Here is a 16,383-nt window from a genome sequence, read left to right on the forward strand (position 1 = left end):
AGGTAAGGCTATGCAGTTACGCGACCGACAACAGGGGATGACGCTGATCGGCTGGCTGTTCGTACTCGGACTGATTGGTTTCTTTGCCATCCTGAGCCTGCGCCTGATGCCCAACTACCTGGAGTTCTTCAAGGTGTCCTCCTCGCTGGAATCCCTGAGCAGCGAACCGGGCATCACCCAGAAGCCCAAGACCGAGATCCGCAAGCTGCTGAACCGGCGTTTCGAGGTCAACGATGTTGAACACGTCAGCGCGGACGACATCAGGATCAGCAAGGAAGATGGCCGGCTCAAGGTCCGGGTGGAGTACGAGGTGCGGGTGCCGGTGATGGGTAACGTCGATGCGGTCACCCGCTTCGAAAAAGAAGTCGAGATCATCCGTAATTGAAGACTGCCGTCGCGCGTCTGATCCGGACGCTGGGCCACGAGTTCCGCGATCCGGCCCTGCTGGAGCAGGCACTCACCCATCGCAGTGCCGGCAGCCGTAACAACGAGCGGCTCGAATTCCTGGGTGACGCCGTGCTCGGCCACGTGATCGCCGACGAGCTATACCGGCGTTTTCCGGACAGCCCGGAAGGTGAGCTGAGCCGTCTGCGGGCCAGCCTGGTGCGCAAGCAGACCCTGGCCGAGATCGCCCGCGAGCTGTCGCTCGGCGACTGCCTGAAGCTCGGCTCGGGGGAGCTGAAGAGCGGCGGTTACCGGCGTGATTCCATTCTCGCCGATGCCCTGGAGGCGCTGTTCGGCGCGCTCTACCTGGATGGCGGCTTCGAGGTCTGCCGTGGCGTCATTCGCCGCCTGTTCCGGGGGCGGCTGGCCGCCGCGGCATCACGCGGCATCGAGAAAGACCCCAAGACCCGTCTGCAGGAATATCTGCAGGCCCGGCAGTTGCCGCTGCCCGTCTACCGGGTCGCCGCGGTACATGGCGAGGCCCATGCCCAGACCTTCGAAGTCGAGTGCCGGGTCGATGCCCTGGAGCGGCTTACCCTGGCCAGTGGCAGCAGCCGGCGGCGCGCCGAGCAGCAGGCGGCGGCGCAGATGCTCGCCGAGCTGGACGCCGATCAGGCGGCGCCGACACAGCAGGAGGAGGGTTCATGAGCAGCGATGGGACGACGGATTTCCACTGCGGCTATGTCGCTCTGGTCGGCCGGCCCAATGTCGGCAAGTCGACCCTGCTCAACCGCATCCTCGGCCAGAAGATCAGCATCACCTCGCGCAAGCCGCAGACCACCCGCCACCGGATCCTCGGTATCAAGACCGGCGACGACTGGCAGGTGGTCTATGTCGATACCCCGGGCCTGCACCGCAAGGCGAAGCGGGCGCTGAACCGGGCGTTGAACCGGGCTGCCAGCGATGCCCTGTTCGATGTCGATCTGGTGGTATTCCTGGTCGAGGCCGGGGCCTGGACCGAGGAGGACGAGATGGTGCTGGCCAAGCTCCGGCGACTGGAGGTGCCGGTGATCCTGGCCGTGAACAAGGTCGACCGGCTGCGCGACAAGACCCGCCTGCTGCCCTATCTGCAGGAGGTCTCGCAGCGCTATCCCTTCGCCGCCGTGGTGCCGCTGTCGGCAGCACGCGGGGACAATGTCGATGCGCTGGAGGATGAGGTCCGGCAGCGTCTGCCCCAGTCCGGGCCCTTCTTCCCCGAGGACCAGTTGACCGACCGTAGCGAGCGTTTCCTGGCCGCCGAGCTGGTGCGTGAGAAACTGTTCCGCAAGCTTGGCCAGGAGCTGCCCTACGGTCTGACGGTGGCCATCGAACAGTTCCGCGAGGAAGGTGAGCTGCTGCGCATCCATGCCCTGATCTGGGTCGAGCGCCCGAGCCACAAGTCGATCGTCATCGGACGGCAGGGACGGTTGCTGAAGGAGGTGGGCCGTGAGGCGCGGCTCGACATGCAGCGACTGTTCGGGCGCAAGGTGTTCCTCGAACTCTGGGTCAAGGTCAAGGAAGGCTGGGCGGACGACGAGCGGGCGCTGCGCAGCCTCGGTATCGAGGAATGAGTGCGCCGCGGCGGGTCGAGCTGCAGCCGGGCTTTCTTCTCCACGCCCGCGCCTACCGCGACAGCAGTCTGCTGCTGGAGGTGTTCAGCCGCGAGCAGGGACGCCTGGGGCTGGTCGCCCGCGGCGGGCGCGGGCCGCGTTCCAGGTTGCGGGCCCTGCTGCAGCCCTTCCGTCCCCTGCTGCTCTCCTGGTCGCAGCGCGGCGAACTGGGCAGCCTGCACGGCGCCGAGGCCGGCGGCGCGCCCTGTGCCCTGCAGGGGCAGGCGCTGTTCGCCGGCTTCTATCTGAACGAACTGTTGTTGCGTCTGCTGCAGCGCCAGGATCCGCATCCCGAGGTCTATGCGCTGTATGAAACCGCCCTGGCGGGGTTGCAGGAGGGCGCATTGGAGGCCGCGCTGCGGGGTTTCGAGAAGCGTCTGCTGGAGGCCTTGGGTTATGGCCTGCTGCTCGACCGGGAGGCAGAGCACGGGCAGCCGCTGCAGGCGGCGGGCTGCTACCGCTACGAGCTGGAGCGCGGCCCGGTGGAGGTGCCGCCCGGCAGCAGCGGCGGGCTGGTGTTCAGTGGCGCCAGCCTGCTGGCGCTGCACGAGGGGCGGCTGGAAGAGGCGGCGGTGCTGGCTGACGCCAAGCGCCTGATGCGCGCCGCCCTGGCGCTGTACCTGGGTGGCCGCCCGCTGAAGACGCGCGAGGTGCTGCAGGCCATGGGGCGGCAGTGAGAATAATGCTGGTACCGGGGTCGCCGATGCAGGCTGCATGTGTCACTGGAAGCCGTAATTCGTCCGCTTGGAGCCGCCGATGATCTATGGCATCGGCACCGACCTGGTCGAGGTGGCGCGTATCGAGGCCATCCTGGAGCGCCACGGGCGGCGCTTCGCCGCCCGCGTGCTGAGTCCGGCCGAACTCGACGACTTCGATGCCAGCCAGAGTCCAGCCCATTTCCTGGCCCGCCGCTTTGCGGTCAAGGAGGCGGTCGCCAAGGCATTTGGTACCGGTTTCCGGAATGGCCTCAGCCTGCGCCATATCGCGGTCCGTCACGATCCCCTCGGCCGGCCACGGATCGAGCTTTCCGGCCAGGCACTGGCGTTCGCCGAGCAGCGGGACATCGGCGAAATGCACGTTTCGATCGCCGACGAAAGGCATTATGCGTTGGCCTTCGTGACCTTGCTGGTTGGGGGAGGGGGGTAGAAGTCAGAATTCAGAATTCAGAAGATATGAAGTGGTAGGAGCGGCCTCCCGGCCGCGATCGGGGTGGCACGGCCTGTCACGATGGCGCGGTGGAGGTCGGGGTGCGGCCGGTGGTGAATCCCGGCCTTCATGGGGGGGCAATCGCGGCCTGGAGGCCGCTCCTACGGGGCGTGGCAGCAGGTGTAGGAGCGGACTCCCGGCCGCGATCGGGGTGGCACCGCCTGTCACGATGCCGCGGTGGTGGTCATGGGATGCGGCCGGTGGTGAATCCGGCCTTCATGGGGTCCAATCGCGGCCTGGAGGCCGCTCCTACGGGGTGTGGTGGCAGGTGTAGGAGCGGCCTCCCGGCCGCGATCGAGGCGGCACGGTCCGTCACGATGCCGCGGTGGTGGCCATGGGGTGCGGCCGGTGGTGAATCCAGGCTGCTGCGGGACCCAATCGCGGCGTGGACGCCGCTCCTACGGGGTGTGGTGGCAGGTGTAGGAGCGGCCTCCCGGCCGCGATCGAGGCGGCACGGTCCGTCACGATGCCGCGGTGGTGGTCATGGGGTGTGGCCGGTGGTGAATCCCGGCCTTCATGGGGGCCAATCGCGGCCTGGAGGCCGCTCCTACGGGGTGTGGTGGCAGGTGTAGGAGCGGCCTCCCGGCCGCGATCGAGGCGGCACAGTCCGTCACGATGCCGCGGTGGTGGCCATGGGGTGCGGCCGGTGGTGAATCCGGCCTTCATGGGGTCCAATCGCGGCCTGGAGGCCGCTCCTACAACGTGTGGCGGCAGTTGGTGGTCCCGGCCGCGATCGAGGCGGCACGGCCTGTCACGATGGCGCGGTGGAGGTCGGGGTGCGGCCGGTGGTGAATCCCGGCCTTCATGGGGGGGGCAATCGCGGCCTGGAGGCCGCTCCTACGGGGCGTGGCAGCAGGTGTAGGAGCGGACTCCCGGCCGCGATCGGGGTGGCACCGCCTGTCACGATGCCGCGGTGGTGGTCATGGGATGCGGCCGGTGGTGAATCCGGCCTTCATGGGGTCCAATCGCGGCCTGGAGGCCGCTCCTACGGGGTGTGGTGGCAGGTGTAGGAGCGGCCTCCCGGCCGCGATCGAGGCGGCACGGTCCGTCACGATGCCGCGGTGGTGGCCATGGGGTGCGGCCGGTGGTGAATCCCGGCCTTCATGGGGGCCAATCGCGGCCTGGAGGCCGCTCCTACAACGTGAGGCGGCAGGATTTGGCTCCTGACTTCCAGCTCCTAGCTCCTAGCTCCTGGCTCCTGGCTCTTGGCTCCTGGCTTCTTCCAGAAGCTCGTCGATGGCCTGCATGGCGAGATGGAAGGCGGCCTCGACGGCCGCCGGATTGCCGGCGTGGCTGGTTTCCTCGAGGGAGGCGGCAGCCTTCTCCAGTAGCGCCAGCTGGCAATAGGCGGCGGAGCCGCGCAGCTTGTGGGCCTCGGCCTGCAGCAGATCCCAGTCCCGCTTCTGATAGGCCTGAACCAGGGCCAGACGCTGCTCCGGCAGTTCGCGGCGCAGGCCCTCGCGCAGCGTCGCTATGACCTCCTGGTGACGTCCTGCCTTCTCTGGGGGCGGTCCGGCGTGACGGTGGGTCCAGCGCCGGATCACTTCCCATAGCCGGTATTCGGAGACCGGTTTGATCAGTACCTCGTCGATGCCGCTTCCCCGCAGGCGTTCGTTGTCGCCCGAGAAGATGTTGGCGGTGAGGGCGATGATCGGGGTGCGGCGGTTGGGCCCATCTCCCTCGCGCAGCCGGCGGCAGATCTCGTCGCCGTTCATGCCCGGCATATGCACATCCAGCAGGATCAGGTCGTAGCGGCGGTGGTTGGCGAGGCGCAGCGCCTCTGTGCCGTCGACCGCGCTGTCGACCTGGACCCCCAGCGACTTCAGTTGCAGGGTGATCAGTCGGCGATTGATCTCGTTGTCGTCGGCCAGCAGGATGTGCGCGCCGCGCAGATCCGGCATCTCCGGCCGTGGTGTCCGGCGCCGTTCGACGAAGCCGCCGCTGCCGGGCTCGGCCCAGCCGAGCAACTGCCAGAGGGTGCTGCGCAGGCTCTCGCGCCGCGGTGGCTTGGGCAGGCAGGCGTCGGCACCCAGTTCCACCACCTTCTTCAGGCGCTCGCGTTCCACGCTGTTGATCAGCAGCAGCAGCGGCCGGCCGTCGGGCTTGAACAGCGCCAGCAGCTCGGCGATCTGCGGATCATCGGAGGTCTGGGACGAGAGGCCGATCAGAATCAGGTCGATATCCAGGCGGCCGTCCGCCACCCGGGCGGCGGCCTCCTGCAGCCGTACCTTGTCCTCGATTTCGATCACCTCCAGCCCCCAGGCTTCCAGTGGATGGCGGACCGCGAGGCGGGCCAGCGGATGGGTATCGAAAAGCAGGATCCGCGCCCGGCGCGGGGCCCGGATCTCGTCGTCCGGCAGTTCGCCTTCCGCCTGCAGCGGGCACTTGAGGGTGAACCAGAAGGTCGAGCCTTCCGCCGGCTGGCTCTCGACACCGATGCTGCCACCCATCTGTTCGATCAGCCGCCGGGAGATGAACAGGCCGAGGCCGGTGCCACCGAAGCGGCGGGTAAGGGAGGCATCGGCCTGGCTGAAGGCCTGGAACAGGCGGGACTGCTGTTCGTCGGTCATGCCGATGCCGGTATCGGTGATGCTGATGCGCAACGAGGTGTGGTCGCTGGGGCAGTCCGCGTCGTCCTCCAGCATCACCCGCACCACCACGCTGCCGCTGCTGGTGAATTTGATGGCGTTGCCGACCAGGTTGAGCAGCACCTGGCGGATGCGGTTGGAATCGCCGTACAGCTGCAACGGCACGTCGCCATAGATCAGCAGCACCAGTTCCAGGCCCTTCTGGTGGGCGACCGGCGCCATCAGGTCGACGCTGTCTTCCAGCGCTTCACGCAGGTCGAAGGGGGCCACCTCCAGGCTGAGCTTGCCGGACTCGATCTTCGACAGGTCGAGGATGTCGTTGACGATCACCAGCAGGTTGGTGGCGGACTTGCGGATGGTGGTGGTGTAGTCGCGCTGTTCCTCGTTCAGTGGCGTGCGCAGCAGCAGGTCGACGAAACCGAGCAGGCCGTTCATCGGCGTGCGGATCTCGTGGCTCATGCTGGCCAGGAACTCGGTCTTGTCGCGGCTGGCCTGCAGGGCGCGCTTTCGCGCCAGATCCAGTTCGACGTTCTGGATCTCCACCGCCTCCAGGGTCTCGCGCAGGTCCGCGGTGGCCTGTTCCACCTGTTCCTGCAGTTCGGCGTGAACGTTCTCCAGTTCCGCCGCCATGGCATTGATGCCCTGTTCCAGGGTGCCCAGCTCGCCGGTGGAGCGGGCCTCGGCGCGGGCCCTGAGGTCGCCCGTGCCGAGGGCCTCGACGACCCGGGTCAGGTCGACGATGGGCTGGGCCACGCTGCGGCTGATCTTCAGGGCGAAGAGGATGCTGGCGAGGATCACCGACAGGGTGATCAGCAGGCTGGTCAACAGCGCCTGCAGCTGGCGGGCCTCGGTGGCGGCATTGGAGAGCGAGATCTCCACCTGGCCGATGGGTTTCGTCTGCAGGTTCTGGCCGGCGTCCTCCTCGGCACCGAAATCGCCGATGGAGATGTCGCTGGCATGGATATCGGCGCGGAACAGCAGCAGCTGGCTGTCGTCCTCCGGTGGCGGGGTGCGCTGTGCCTCGGCCAGCAGCGTCCGGTTGCTGTCGTAGATGCGGATGCGGATCACGTCCGGATCCTTGAGCGCGGCCTCCGCCAGGCCATTGAGCAGCTGTCGGTAGCGGATGAACACGCCGTATTCGGCCGCCGCCGCGAGCTGCTCGGCAACCGCCTGACCACGGTCTCGCAGGGCGGCATTGAGATCCTCGATGCGGGTGTGGGCGAAGTAGCTGCCAAGCACGGCGGCGATGGTCACAGCCGGCAGCAATGCCGCGAGCAGGATGCGGTTGCGGATTCCCCGGGGCAGGATCATGGGGTCCCTTCCTCAAGTTTCCTCAGACGTTCCAGAAGCCGCTGCTCATGGGGGAGGCTGATCCCCAGCGAACGGGCCACCTGGCGGTTGACGCTGACCGAGAAGTATCTCGGGTAGGCCGGGGGCGGAAGTGACGCTCTCTTCCCCTCGCTCAGCTCACGGACCCATTCGGCTGCCTGCCGGCCGATCTGCAGGCCGGTGGAGTAGCTGGCAGCCAGCGCTCCGGCGCGCACATAGGCGCGGGAAAAGCCGATCACCGGCACGCGGAAGCGGAAGGTGGTGAGCAGGATCGGCTTGATGGTGCGGCGATTGAAGATCCGGGGTTCGGGCATGGCGAACAGCACGTCGATGTCGTCGAGCACGTTGCCGAGTCTGTCGATCAGGCGTCGGGGATCGTCGATATCGATGACCACCGCCTGCAGTCGGCGCTGTTCGAGCAGTTGCAGCAGTTCCGGATCGGCCTCATCCCCCGCGGTCAGGATGCCGATGCGCTGGCTGGCAGGGAGGATGAGCTGCAACAGGTTGAGGCGGCGGCGGACCGGCTGATCGAGGAAGATGGCGCTGTTCTGGCGTGCCGGTCCGACATGGTCGGCGGTCAGCCGGCGATAGGCCTGGCGGGGGATCAGCACGCTGAGCAGCGGGACCGGCGGGGTGTGCTGCAGGGCCCAGTGGGTGGCCCGGGTGCCGACGCTGATCACCAGTTGCGGATTGCCTGGCGGCTGGTCCGGTCGCCCCCGGGCGTTGTCCAGCCGGGCGATGCGCAGCCGTGCCTGTGGAGCCAGATGTTCACGCAGGGCGTCCGCCACCTCGGTGTAGGGGCCGTTGTCGTGACTGAGCAGAACCCAGATGTCCTGGGCCAGCGCCTGGCCGGCATGGGCCAGGCCGCAGAGCAGCAGGCACAGCACGGCCAGGGCGGGCGGCCGCAGGCGGCGGGCAGAGCGCGTGCTCCAGGGACTCATGGCGGGGTTGGCGTCCGTCTTCAGTTCAGGTCGATGCCGAGTTCCGCATAGACGCGGGTGTCGAAGATGTTCTCATCGCGGAAATCCCGGTATTCGTCCAGTGCGTTCTGTACCACCAGGGCCAGGGTGGAACGGCTGCCGCCTGCCCGGAACTGCTTGGCGATGCGCAGGTCGAGACGGTCCTGGTCGCCCAGCTTGTCGCCGTCGCCCAGCCACTTCATGGCGCTGATCTTGTAGTAGAGGGCGCTGACGTCCACCGCATGGGGCAGGCGGTGCATCACGAACAGGCTGCGGGTAAGGGTCGGCACGTCGTCCTGCAGGTTCTCCACGTCCCAGGGATTGAAGGGGTTGTTGATGGCATTCAGGGCCCACCCCTTGGCATGGGCATAGGCGTAGTTGAAGACCACCATGGTGCGCAGCGAGGGCCGGTAGCTGATCGCCGCCTCGAAGCCGTTGACGGTGAGTTCACCCGAGTTGACCGAGACCAGGGCATTGGTGCGGCCATCGCCGTCCAGATCCGGTTCCGGAAAGGCCTTGTCCTTGACGGTGGTGATGCGGTCGCGCATCCGGTCGTGGAAGAGCTTGAGATCGAGGTTCAGCCGATAGGCCGGCAGATGCCCCAGATAGCCGATTTCCAGGGAAGTCAGCTGTTCCGGCTTGAGGTCGGCTGAGCCATAGGTGATCTGGTCGATGAGCGTCCCGGTGCTGAAACGAAAGGCGGCATCGTTGCGTTCCTCGTAGAGGGTGGGGATGCGCAGGGCATGCGAGGCACTGGCGCGCAGGCTGTGTTGTTCGGAGAACTGGTAGTTGATGGCCAGGCGGGGTGAGATGTGCTCGCGGATCAGTGAGCTGCTCTCCAGCATGGCCCCCAGGTTGAGCGTGAGATCGGGGGTGGCCTGGACCTCGAGGTTGCCGAACAGGCGGTGCAGGCGGCTCTCGATGCGGTCCGTGCGGTTGAACCAGTCTTCGCCGCGGCTGCGGTCGAGGCGGCTGCCAAGCCCCCAGACGGCGCGCAGGGTGCCATTGATCCGCAGGCTGTGCTGGAATTCGACCTCCAGACGCTGGTCGGTGACACCGTTGTTGATGGACAGGGCCTCATCCTGTTCGCCGGGGAAGACCACGCCGACCAGCGCGGGGGGGACGCCGAGCAGGGTGGACAGCAGCGGCGTGCTGTAGCCTTCGCGCTGCTTCAGGTAGTTGTGGTAGATCTGCAGGCTGTATTCGTTGTCACCCTGCTGGCGGTGCCATTTCAGTTGCTGGAAATGACTCTGGACCTTGCGGTCACGGGTCGGGTCGGTCACATCGGTCGGGTCGCCGGTGCCGCGCGGTCCGCCGTTGTAACCGAACTGGAGTTGCAGCTTGTCCTGGTTGGACAGCCGGTAATCGGCCCGGAAGTTGAGCAGCGAGACGCGCTTGCTGTCGTAGCGCTGCTGGTAGCTGTACACGCCATTGTTCTCGTTGAGGTACTTCTTGAAGCCGTCGTCATGGCGCCTGGCCAGGGTCAGCCGATAGTCCAGGCGACCGTTGCTGCCGCCATGGCGCAGGTAGTATTTCTGGGTGTCCTTGTTGCCGGCGAGCAGCTTGGCGCGGGTGCCGGCGGCCTGGGCGGGATGCAGGGTGACGATGTTGATGGCGCCGAGAAAGGCATTGGCGCCGTAGGCGGCGCTGTTCGGGCCGCGGATCACCTCGATGCGGTCGATGTCCTCGATGTCCAGTGGCAGGTCGGTCCAGAACACCCCGCCCAGGGTCGAGATGTAGACCGGCCGGCCATCGACCATCACCTGCATGCGGCGCGCCGTCTCGTCGGCCAGACCGTGGTAGGTGGCCGACACCGTGTGGCCGTCGGCATGGGCCACCTGGAAGCCCGGCACCAGGCGCAGCAGGTCGGGGATATCGAGGGCGCCGCTGGCATCGATCATGGCCCGGTCGATGATGGTCACGGCGATCGGTGTCTCGTACTGCGGCTGGGCCAGGCGGGTGGCGGTCAGCACCACCGGCACCTCGCCCAGAAAGTAGTCTTCCTCGGTCAGTTCCGCCAGTTGCAGGGCATGGCCGGCGCGGGATGCGGGGGGAAGAAGGCACAGGGTCGTGGCCAACAACAGGGGCAGGGGAAGCGGCGATTTCTTCATCAGGGTCTCCGGCTGGGTATGGCGATGCGCTCGGCAGCATTCTCCTTGAGACTGGGGGACCGGTGCCGCCCGGGCTGTTGTTGTTGGTTCTTCCCCCCGCGGCCGGCGTCGGGCGCTGCACCTGCTATGGTGCAGGCAAAGGGCAGTGCCGTCAAAATATCGCCGGGCTGGTGGCCGTTGGTTGGCCCCAGGCGATGCAGTACACTGCCCGCCATGGACTTTCCGACTCTCGAAGCCTTCGTCGGCAACACCCCCCTGGTCCGCCTGCAAAGACTGCCGGGCGAGACATCCAACCGCCTGCTGGTCAAGCTGGAGGGCAACAATCCCGCCGGCTCGGTGAAGGACCGGCCGGCCCTGTCCATGATCCGCCAGGCCGAGGCCCGCGGCGACATCCGTCCCGGGGATACCCTGATCGAGGCGACCAGTGGCAACACCGGCATCGCCCTGGCCATGGTCGCGGCGATCAAGGGTTACCACATGGTGCTGATCATGCCGGAGAACATGAGTGTCGAGCGCCGGGCGGTGATGAAGGCCTATGGCGCGGAGATCGTGCTGGTCAGTCGCGAGGCGAGCATGGAAGGAGCGCGCGACCTCGCCGAGCAGATGGCGGCCGAGGGCCGCGGCAAGCTGCTCGACCAGTTCGGCAACCCGGACAACCCGCTGGCCCACTACGAGACCACCGGGCCGGAGATCTGGCGTGATACCAACGGCAGCGTCACCCATTTCGTCAGCGCCATGGGCACCACCGGCACCATCATGGGCACCTCGCGCTATCTGAAGGAGCGCAACCAGGGCGTGCAGGTGATCGGCGTGCAGCCCAGCGAGGGGGCCTCCATTCCCGGTATCCGTCGCTGGCCGAAGGAGTACCTGCCCAGCATCTACGACGCGGCGCGCGTCGATCGCATCCTCGAGGTCGACCAGCAGACCGCCGAGGAGACCACCCGGGCGCTGGCCGCGCAGGAGGGTATCTTCTGCGGCATCTCCTCGGGCGGCGCGGTGGCGGCGGCGCTGCGCCTCTCCCGGCAGCTGGAGAACGCGGTGATCGTGGCCATCATCTGCGACCGCGGCGACCGCTATCTGTCGACGGGCGTGTTTCCCGCCTGAGCGGTGCGCCGCCCGCTCTTTCCCTCCCTGCTTCTGCTGCTGTTGCTGATCCCCGCTGCGGCAGGGGCCGTGCAGCTCGTCGATCTGCGCCTTGCCGAGCTGGCCGGCGATGGCTGGCAGGCCCGCGGCATCCATCTGCAGCTCGGGTTCGGCAGCGACGCCCGCCTTGGCGGCCGGCTGCATATCGACCGGTTGCGCCTGTCGGCGCTGGACCAGGAACTGCGTGATCTGCGCCTCGACTGCCCGGAGGTGGTGCTGCAGGTGGATGGCTATGCCTGCCCCCGGGGACGCCTGCAAGGGGCCGACGGCCTGCTGCCGGCGGCGCGCGTCGAGGTCGACTACCAGACCGTCAGCGGCCGGCTGCGGCTCCGGCTGAGGGCCGCGGACTTCGCCGGTGGCCGGCTCGACCTGCGCCTCGACTACCGGCCGGCGGGCTGGGAGCTGCAGCTCGAGGGGCGGCGGCTGGATGCCGACCGGCTGCTGGCGCTGGCCCGCCGGCTCGGCCAAACGCTCGATTACAGTGCCTCCGGCCGCCTCGATCTGCAGGCAGAGCTCGCCGCGCCGGCCGGCCGCCTGCAGTGGCTGCGCCTGCAGCTGGTGCCGCACGGCCTGGGATTCAGCAACCCGGACAGCACCCAGGCCGCGGAGCAGCTTGGCGGCCGGTTCGAGGCCCGCTTGCGGCGCGGCCGCGGGCGCTGGCAGATCCGCCTCGATGCCGCCGTGGACGGCGGCTTTCTCTACCTCGATCCGCTGGGCGTGGATTTCGAGGCCGATCCGGCGCGGCTGCGCGGGCGCCTCGCCTGGCATGACGGGGGACGGCTCAGCGTCGAGGGCCTGGAACTGGATCAGCCGGGGCTGCTGCGCGCCGTGCTGCACGGCGAGTGGCGGCCCGGCGAGGCCCGGCCGCTGGCGGCGATGGATCTGGAGCTGGCGGAGCTGCGCCTGCCCGGTGCCTACCGGACCTATCTCCAGCCCTGGCTGTTCGGTACCCTGGGCGGCGATCTGGAGAGCAGCGGCCGCCTCAGCGGCCGGCTGCGGGTGCAGGAGGGACGGCTGCAGGCCCTGCAGCTCGATCTCGAAGGGCTCGATCTGCATGACCGCCAGGGCCGCTTCGGCCTGCGCCAACTGGCCGGGCGGCTGGACTGGGCCGACGATGGCGCCGGGCACCGCTCACAGATCAGCTGGAGCGGCGGCCAGATCTACCGCATCGAGCTGGGCGCGGCCAGCCTGCCGGTGGTCAGCCGCGGCCAGCATTTCGAGCTGGCCGCGCCGGCACGCATCCCGGTGTTCGACGGCGCGCTGCTGATCGACGACTGGCGCATCGAGCACCCGGGAACGTCCCGTATGGCCTGGCAGTTCGACGGGGTGCTCACCCCCCTGTCGCTGACGGCAGTGAGCCGCGCGCTCGACTGGCCGCCCTTCGCCGGCCAGCTCTCGGGGATGATTCCCGAGGTGCGTTATGCGGACGGCGAACTCAGGGTCGGCGGCGTGCTTCTGGTGCGGGTGTTCGACGGCGACATCACATTGCGCAACCTGCGCCTGCAGCGACCCTTCGGCCGGGTGCCGGCGCTGAGTGCCGACCTGGAGATCAAGGGCCTGGATCTGGAGACCCTCACCCGCACCTTCTCCTTTGGTAAGATCGAGGGCCGGCTGGATGGCCGGGTGCGCGGGCTGCGCATGCTGGCCTGGAAACCGATCGCCTTCGATGCCTGCTTCGCCACCCCCGAGGGGGACCGCTCGCGGCATCGCATCAGTCAGCAGGCGGTGGACACCCTGTCCAACATCGGCGGGGGTGGTTTCTCCGGCGCCCTGTCACGGACCTTCCTCGGACTGTTCGAAGAATTTCCGTACCGTCGGCTCGGCCTCTGCTGCCGGCTGGAGAACGGCGTCTGCCAGATGCGCGGTGTGGCGCCGGCCGCCAGCGGTTACTATATCGTCCAGGGGCGGCTGTTGCCGCCGCGGCTGGACATCGTCGGCTATGCCGAGCGGGTCGACTGGCAGACCCTGCTGGCGCGGCTGAAGGCCGCGGTCACCGAGGGCGCGCCGACCCTGCGCTGAGGATCCGGAGAACGGGGCCCGCCCCGTAAAGAGAGGACCATGATGAAGACGACAAGGCATTCATTCTTCCCGGCCCTGCTGGCACTGCTGCTGTTGGCCGGCTGCGTGACCATCAACGTCTATTTCCCCGCCGCCGCGGCCCAGGAGGCGGCGGACCGCATCATCGACCAGGTGTACGGCAGCGAGGGACAACCGGCGCCGGCCACACCACCGGCCGATGACAAGGCCGTGTCCCCGCAGTCCCGGCAGGCAAGCCCGCTGCTGATCGGTGTGCTGGAATGGGTCGTGCCGCCGGCTGTGGCTGCGCCCAACTTCGACATCCAGACGCCGGCCATCCAGGCCATCACCGCCGGCATGGAGGCACGCCATGCGCGGCTCGCGCCCTATTACCAGAGCGGTGCCGTCGGCATGACCGGCGACGGCCTGATCCGGGTGCGCGACCTGGGAGCCGTGCCGCTGCGTGAGCGCCGCCAGCTGCAGCAGCTGGTCAGCGACGAGAACCGCGACCGCCAGGCGTTGTACCGCGAGATCGCCCGGGCCAATGGCCACCCCGAGTGGGAGGCCGAGATCCGCGCCACCTTCGCCCGGCGCTGGATCGAGCGGGCGCCGTCCGGCTGGTGGTACCAGGACGCCGGTGGCAACTGGAAGCGGAAATGAGTGGCTTGGGGAATTCAGAAGTCAGAATTCAGAGTTCATAGGGCAGAGGTCAGGAGAAAAAACATTCTGACTCCTGGTCGAGAGATCACACACGAATGAACGTCTTCGTATTCGACATCGAGACCGTACCGGACGTCGAGGCCGGCCGCCGCCTGCACGGGCTGGAGGGGCTGTCCGACGCGGACGTCGGCAAGGCCATGTTCCACCTTCGCCAGCAGGAGAGCGGCAGCGACTTCCTGCGCCTGCACCTGCACCGGGTGGTGGCCATTTCCGCGGTCTATGCCGGTCCGGGGTCGCTGAAGGTCGCCTCGCTGGGGGCGCCGGAGGCGGACGAGCGCGAGCTGGTACAGACCTTCTTCGACGTCATCGAGAAGAAGACCCCGGTGCTGGTCTCCTGGAACGGCGGCGGCTTCGATCTGCCGGTGCTGCACTACCGGGCCCTGCGCCACAAGATCCAGGCGCCGCGCTACTGGGACATGGGCGGTGACGACCGCGACTTCAAGTGGAACAACTACATCAGCCGCTACCATACCCGGCATCTCGACCTGATGGACCTGATCGCCCTCTACCAGCCACGGGCCAACGCCCCGCTGGACCAGATCGCCAGCCTGCTCGGCTTCCCCGGCAAGATGGGCATGAGCGGGGCGAAGGTCTGGGACAGCTTCCTGGCCGGCGACATCGAGGGCATCCGCAACTACTGCGAGACCGATGTGCTCAACACCTACCTGGTCTACCTGCGTTTCCAGCTGATGCGCGGCCAGCTGATGCCCGAGCAGTACGAAAGCGAGTGCCGCCGGTTGCGCGACTACCTGGCCGCCGAGGGGCGACCGCACTTCGACGAATTCCTCGCTGCCTGGCAGGAGGACTGAAACCGTGGCCCGACGCAGGAGGAAACGCCTCCCCACGGAGGCCGTGGCGGCACACATCGACGACCTGGCGCATGACGGGCGCGGCGTGGCCCATGTCGAGGGCAAGGCGGTGTTCATCGATGGCGCCCTGCCGGGCGAGGAGGTCACCTTCACCTACCGCTCGATGCGTCGCAGCCACGACGAGGGACGGGTGGCGGAGGTGCTGCGCCCATCGCCGCACCGGGTCGAGCCACGCTGTCCTCACGCGGGCCTCTGCGGTGGTTGCAGCCTGCAGCACCTGGACCCCGGGCAGCAGATCATCGCCAAGCAGGCGGTGCTGCTGGAGAACCTCGCCCGGCTCGGCGGCGTGGCGCCCGCGCAGGTCCTGGAACCGCTGCGCGGACCGCACTGGGGCTACCGGCGCAAGGCGCGCCTGGGCGTCAAGCACGTGCTGAAGAAGGGCCGGGTGCTGGTCGGCTTCCGTGAGAAGGGCTCCTCCCTGGTGGCGGACATCGGCCGCTGCGAAGTGCTGCATCCGGCGGTCGGCGGGCGCATCGAGGCCCTCGCCGCGTTGATCGAGGGGCTGTCGATCTCCTCCGCTGTGCCGCAGATCGAGGTCGCCCTCGGCGACGAGCTCGGGGCCCTGGTGTTCCGCGTGCTGGAGCCGCCCGGCGAGGCGGACCTGGAGCGGCTGCGTGCCTTCGGTGAAGCCAGCGGGCTGCACATCTATCTGCAGCCCAAGGGGCCGGACAGCGTCAGCCTGCTCTGGCCGGAGCAGTCACGGCTCAGCTACCGGTTGCCGGCCTTCGGTCTGGAGTTCGAGTTCCTGCCCACCGATTTCACCCAGATCAACAGCGACATCAACCGCGCCATGGTCGAGCGGGCGCTGGATCTTCTGGACGTGGAGGGGGAGCATCGGGTGCTGGACCTGTTCTGCGGCCTGGGCAACTTCACCTTGCCGCTGGCGACACGGGCGGCGCAGGTGACCGGTGTCGAGGGTGAGGCCGGACTGGTGCAGCGCGCCCGCGACAACGCGGCGCGCAACGGCATCGACAACGTCGACTTCCATGTCGCCGATCTGATGGAGGACGTCGGCGGGGCGCCCTGGCTGAAGGCCGGCTATGATCGTATCCTGCTCGACCCGCCGCGCAGCGGGGCCCAGGCGATGATCCTCCATCTGGCCGGACTGGGTGCGGAGCGGATCGTCTATGTCTCCTGCCACCCCGGTTCCCTGGCACGCGACGCCGGCCTGCTGGTGAAGGAACACGGCTACCGGCTGGCCAGCGCCGGGGTGATGGACATGTTCCCGCATACCGCCCACGTCGAGTCCATCGCGCTGTTCGTTCGTTAGGGGGATGGCCACGAAATCCACGAAACCCACGAAAGTGATTATTGTGGATCGGGCTTCGGGCAGACCCTTCAACACTTCCAAAATTTTCGTGGATTTCGTGGGTTTCGTGGCCGTTTGTTTTGGTGCCTTCCCTGTGTGG

At 67.9% G+C, this 16,383-nt stretch carries 13 protein-coding genes; 10 read left to right on the forward strand and 3 right to left on the reverse strand.

Annotated features, from left to right (window positions below):
* Nucleotides 1–10 precede the first annotated feature (10 nt).
* The 5 genes from QVG61_RS03335 (at nt 11) to acpS (ending at nt 3,179) form a co-directional block, all read left to right on the forward strand.
* Complete coding sequence (locus QVG61_RS03335; RefSeq protein WP_289931910.1) at nt 11–385, forward strand: DUF4845 domain-containing protein; 375 nt, start codon at nt 11–13, stop codon at nt 383–385.
* Entirely contained in the window at nt 382–1,092 is a 711-nt protein-coding gene (rnc, locus tag QVG61_RS03340) for a ribonuclease III (RefSeq protein WP_289931911.1), read from the forward strand. Before QVG61_RS03335 ends, rnc begins: the two co-directional genes overlap by 4 nt.
* The gene (gene era, locus QVG61_RS03345; protein ID WP_289931912.1) at nt 1,089–1,994 is read left to right on the forward strand and encodes a GTPase Era; all 906 of its coding nucleotides are present in this window, start codon (nt 1,089–1,091) and stop codon (nt 1,992–1,994) included. The genes rnc and era overlap by 4 nt, the downstream gene beginning before the upstream one ends.
* Nucleotides 1,991–2,710, forward strand: coding sequence for a DNA repair protein RecO (gene recO, locus QVG61_RS03350; RefSeq protein ID WP_289931913.1), 720 nt, complete (start codon nt 1,991–1,993; stop codon nt 2,708–2,710). Before era ends, recO begins: the two co-directional genes overlap by 4 nt.
* Nucleotides 2,711–2,789: 79 nt before the next feature.
* The gene (gene acpS / locus QVG61_RS03355; protein ID WP_289931914.1) at nt 2,790–3,179 is read left to right on the forward strand and encodes a holo-ACP synthase; all 390 of its coding nucleotides are present in this window, start codon (nt 2,790–2,792) and stop codon (nt 3,177–3,179) included.
* 1,244 nt (nt 3,180–4,423) lie between these two features.
* Here acpS and QVG61_RS03360 read toward each other — a convergent pair.
* The 3 genes from QVG61_RS03360 to QVG61_RS03370 are packed head-to-tail and all read right to left on the reverse strand — an operon-like array spanning nt 4,424 to nt 10,226.
* The gene (locus QVG61_RS03360; RefSeq protein ID WP_289931915.1) at nt 4,424–7,138 is read right to left on the reverse strand and encodes an ATP-binding protein; all 2,715 of its coding nucleotides are present in this window, start codon (nt 7,136–7,138) and stop codon (nt 4,424–4,426) included.
* Complete coding sequence (locus QVG61_RS03365; protein ID WP_289931916.1) at nt 7,135–8,097, reverse strand: ABC transporter substrate binding protein; 963 nt, start codon at nt 8,095–8,097, stop codon at nt 7,135–7,137. Before QVG61_RS03365 ends, QVG61_RS03360 begins: the two co-directional genes overlap by 4 nt.
* 20 nt (nt 8,098–8,117) lie before the next feature.
* Nucleotides 8,118–10,226, reverse strand: coding sequence for a TonB-dependent receptor (locus tag QVG61_RS03370; RefSeq protein WP_289931917.1), 2,109 nt, complete (start codon nt 10,224–10,226; stop codon nt 8,118–8,120).
* A gap of 213 nt (nt 10,227–10,439) precedes the next feature.
* Between QVG61_RS03370 and cysM the strand changes: the two genes are divergently transcribed.
* The 5 genes from cysM (at nt 10,440) to rlmD (ending at nt 16,244) form a co-directional block, all read left to right on the forward strand.
* Complete coding sequence (gene cysM, locus QVG61_RS03375) at nt 10,440–11,330, forward strand: cysteine synthase CysM (RefSeq protein ID WP_289931918.1); 891 nt, start codon at nt 10,440–10,442, stop codon at nt 11,328–11,330.
* Nucleotides 11,331–11,333: 3 nt separating this feature from the next.
* Nucleotides 11,334–13,388, forward strand: coding sequence for a hypothetical protein (locus tag QVG61_RS03380; RefSeq protein WP_289931919.1), 2,055 nt, complete (start codon nt 11,334–11,336; stop codon nt 13,386–13,388).
* A gap of 39 nt (nt 13,389–13,427) precedes the next feature.
* A complete protein-coding gene (locus QVG61_RS03385; RefSeq protein ID WP_354671177.1) occupies nt 13,428–14,045 on the forward strand; it encodes a YdbL family protein in 618 nt (205 codons plus the stop codon).
* 95 nt (nt 14,046–14,140) lie between these two features.
* Nucleotides 14,141–14,914 (forward strand): 3'-5' exonuclease, encoded by a 774-nt coding sequence (locus QVG61_RS03390; protein ID WP_289931920.1) that lies wholly within the window; start codon nt 14,141–14,143, stop codon nt 14,912–14,914.
* 4 nt (nt 14,915–14,918) lie between these two features.
* Nucleotides 14,919–16,244 (forward strand): 23S rRNA (uracil(1939)-C(5))-methyltransferase RlmD, encoded by a 1,326-nt coding sequence (rlmD, locus tag QVG61_RS03395; RefSeq protein WP_289931921.1) that lies wholly within the window; start codon nt 14,919–14,921, stop codon nt 16,242–16,244.
* The last annotated feature ends 139 nt before the right edge of the window (nt 16,245–16,383 follow it).

This window comes from Thiohalobacter sp. IOR34 (genome assembly GCF_030406045.1).
Classification (GTDB): domain Bacteria; phylum Pseudomonadota; class Gammaproteobacteria; order Thiohalobacterales; family Thiohalobacteraceae.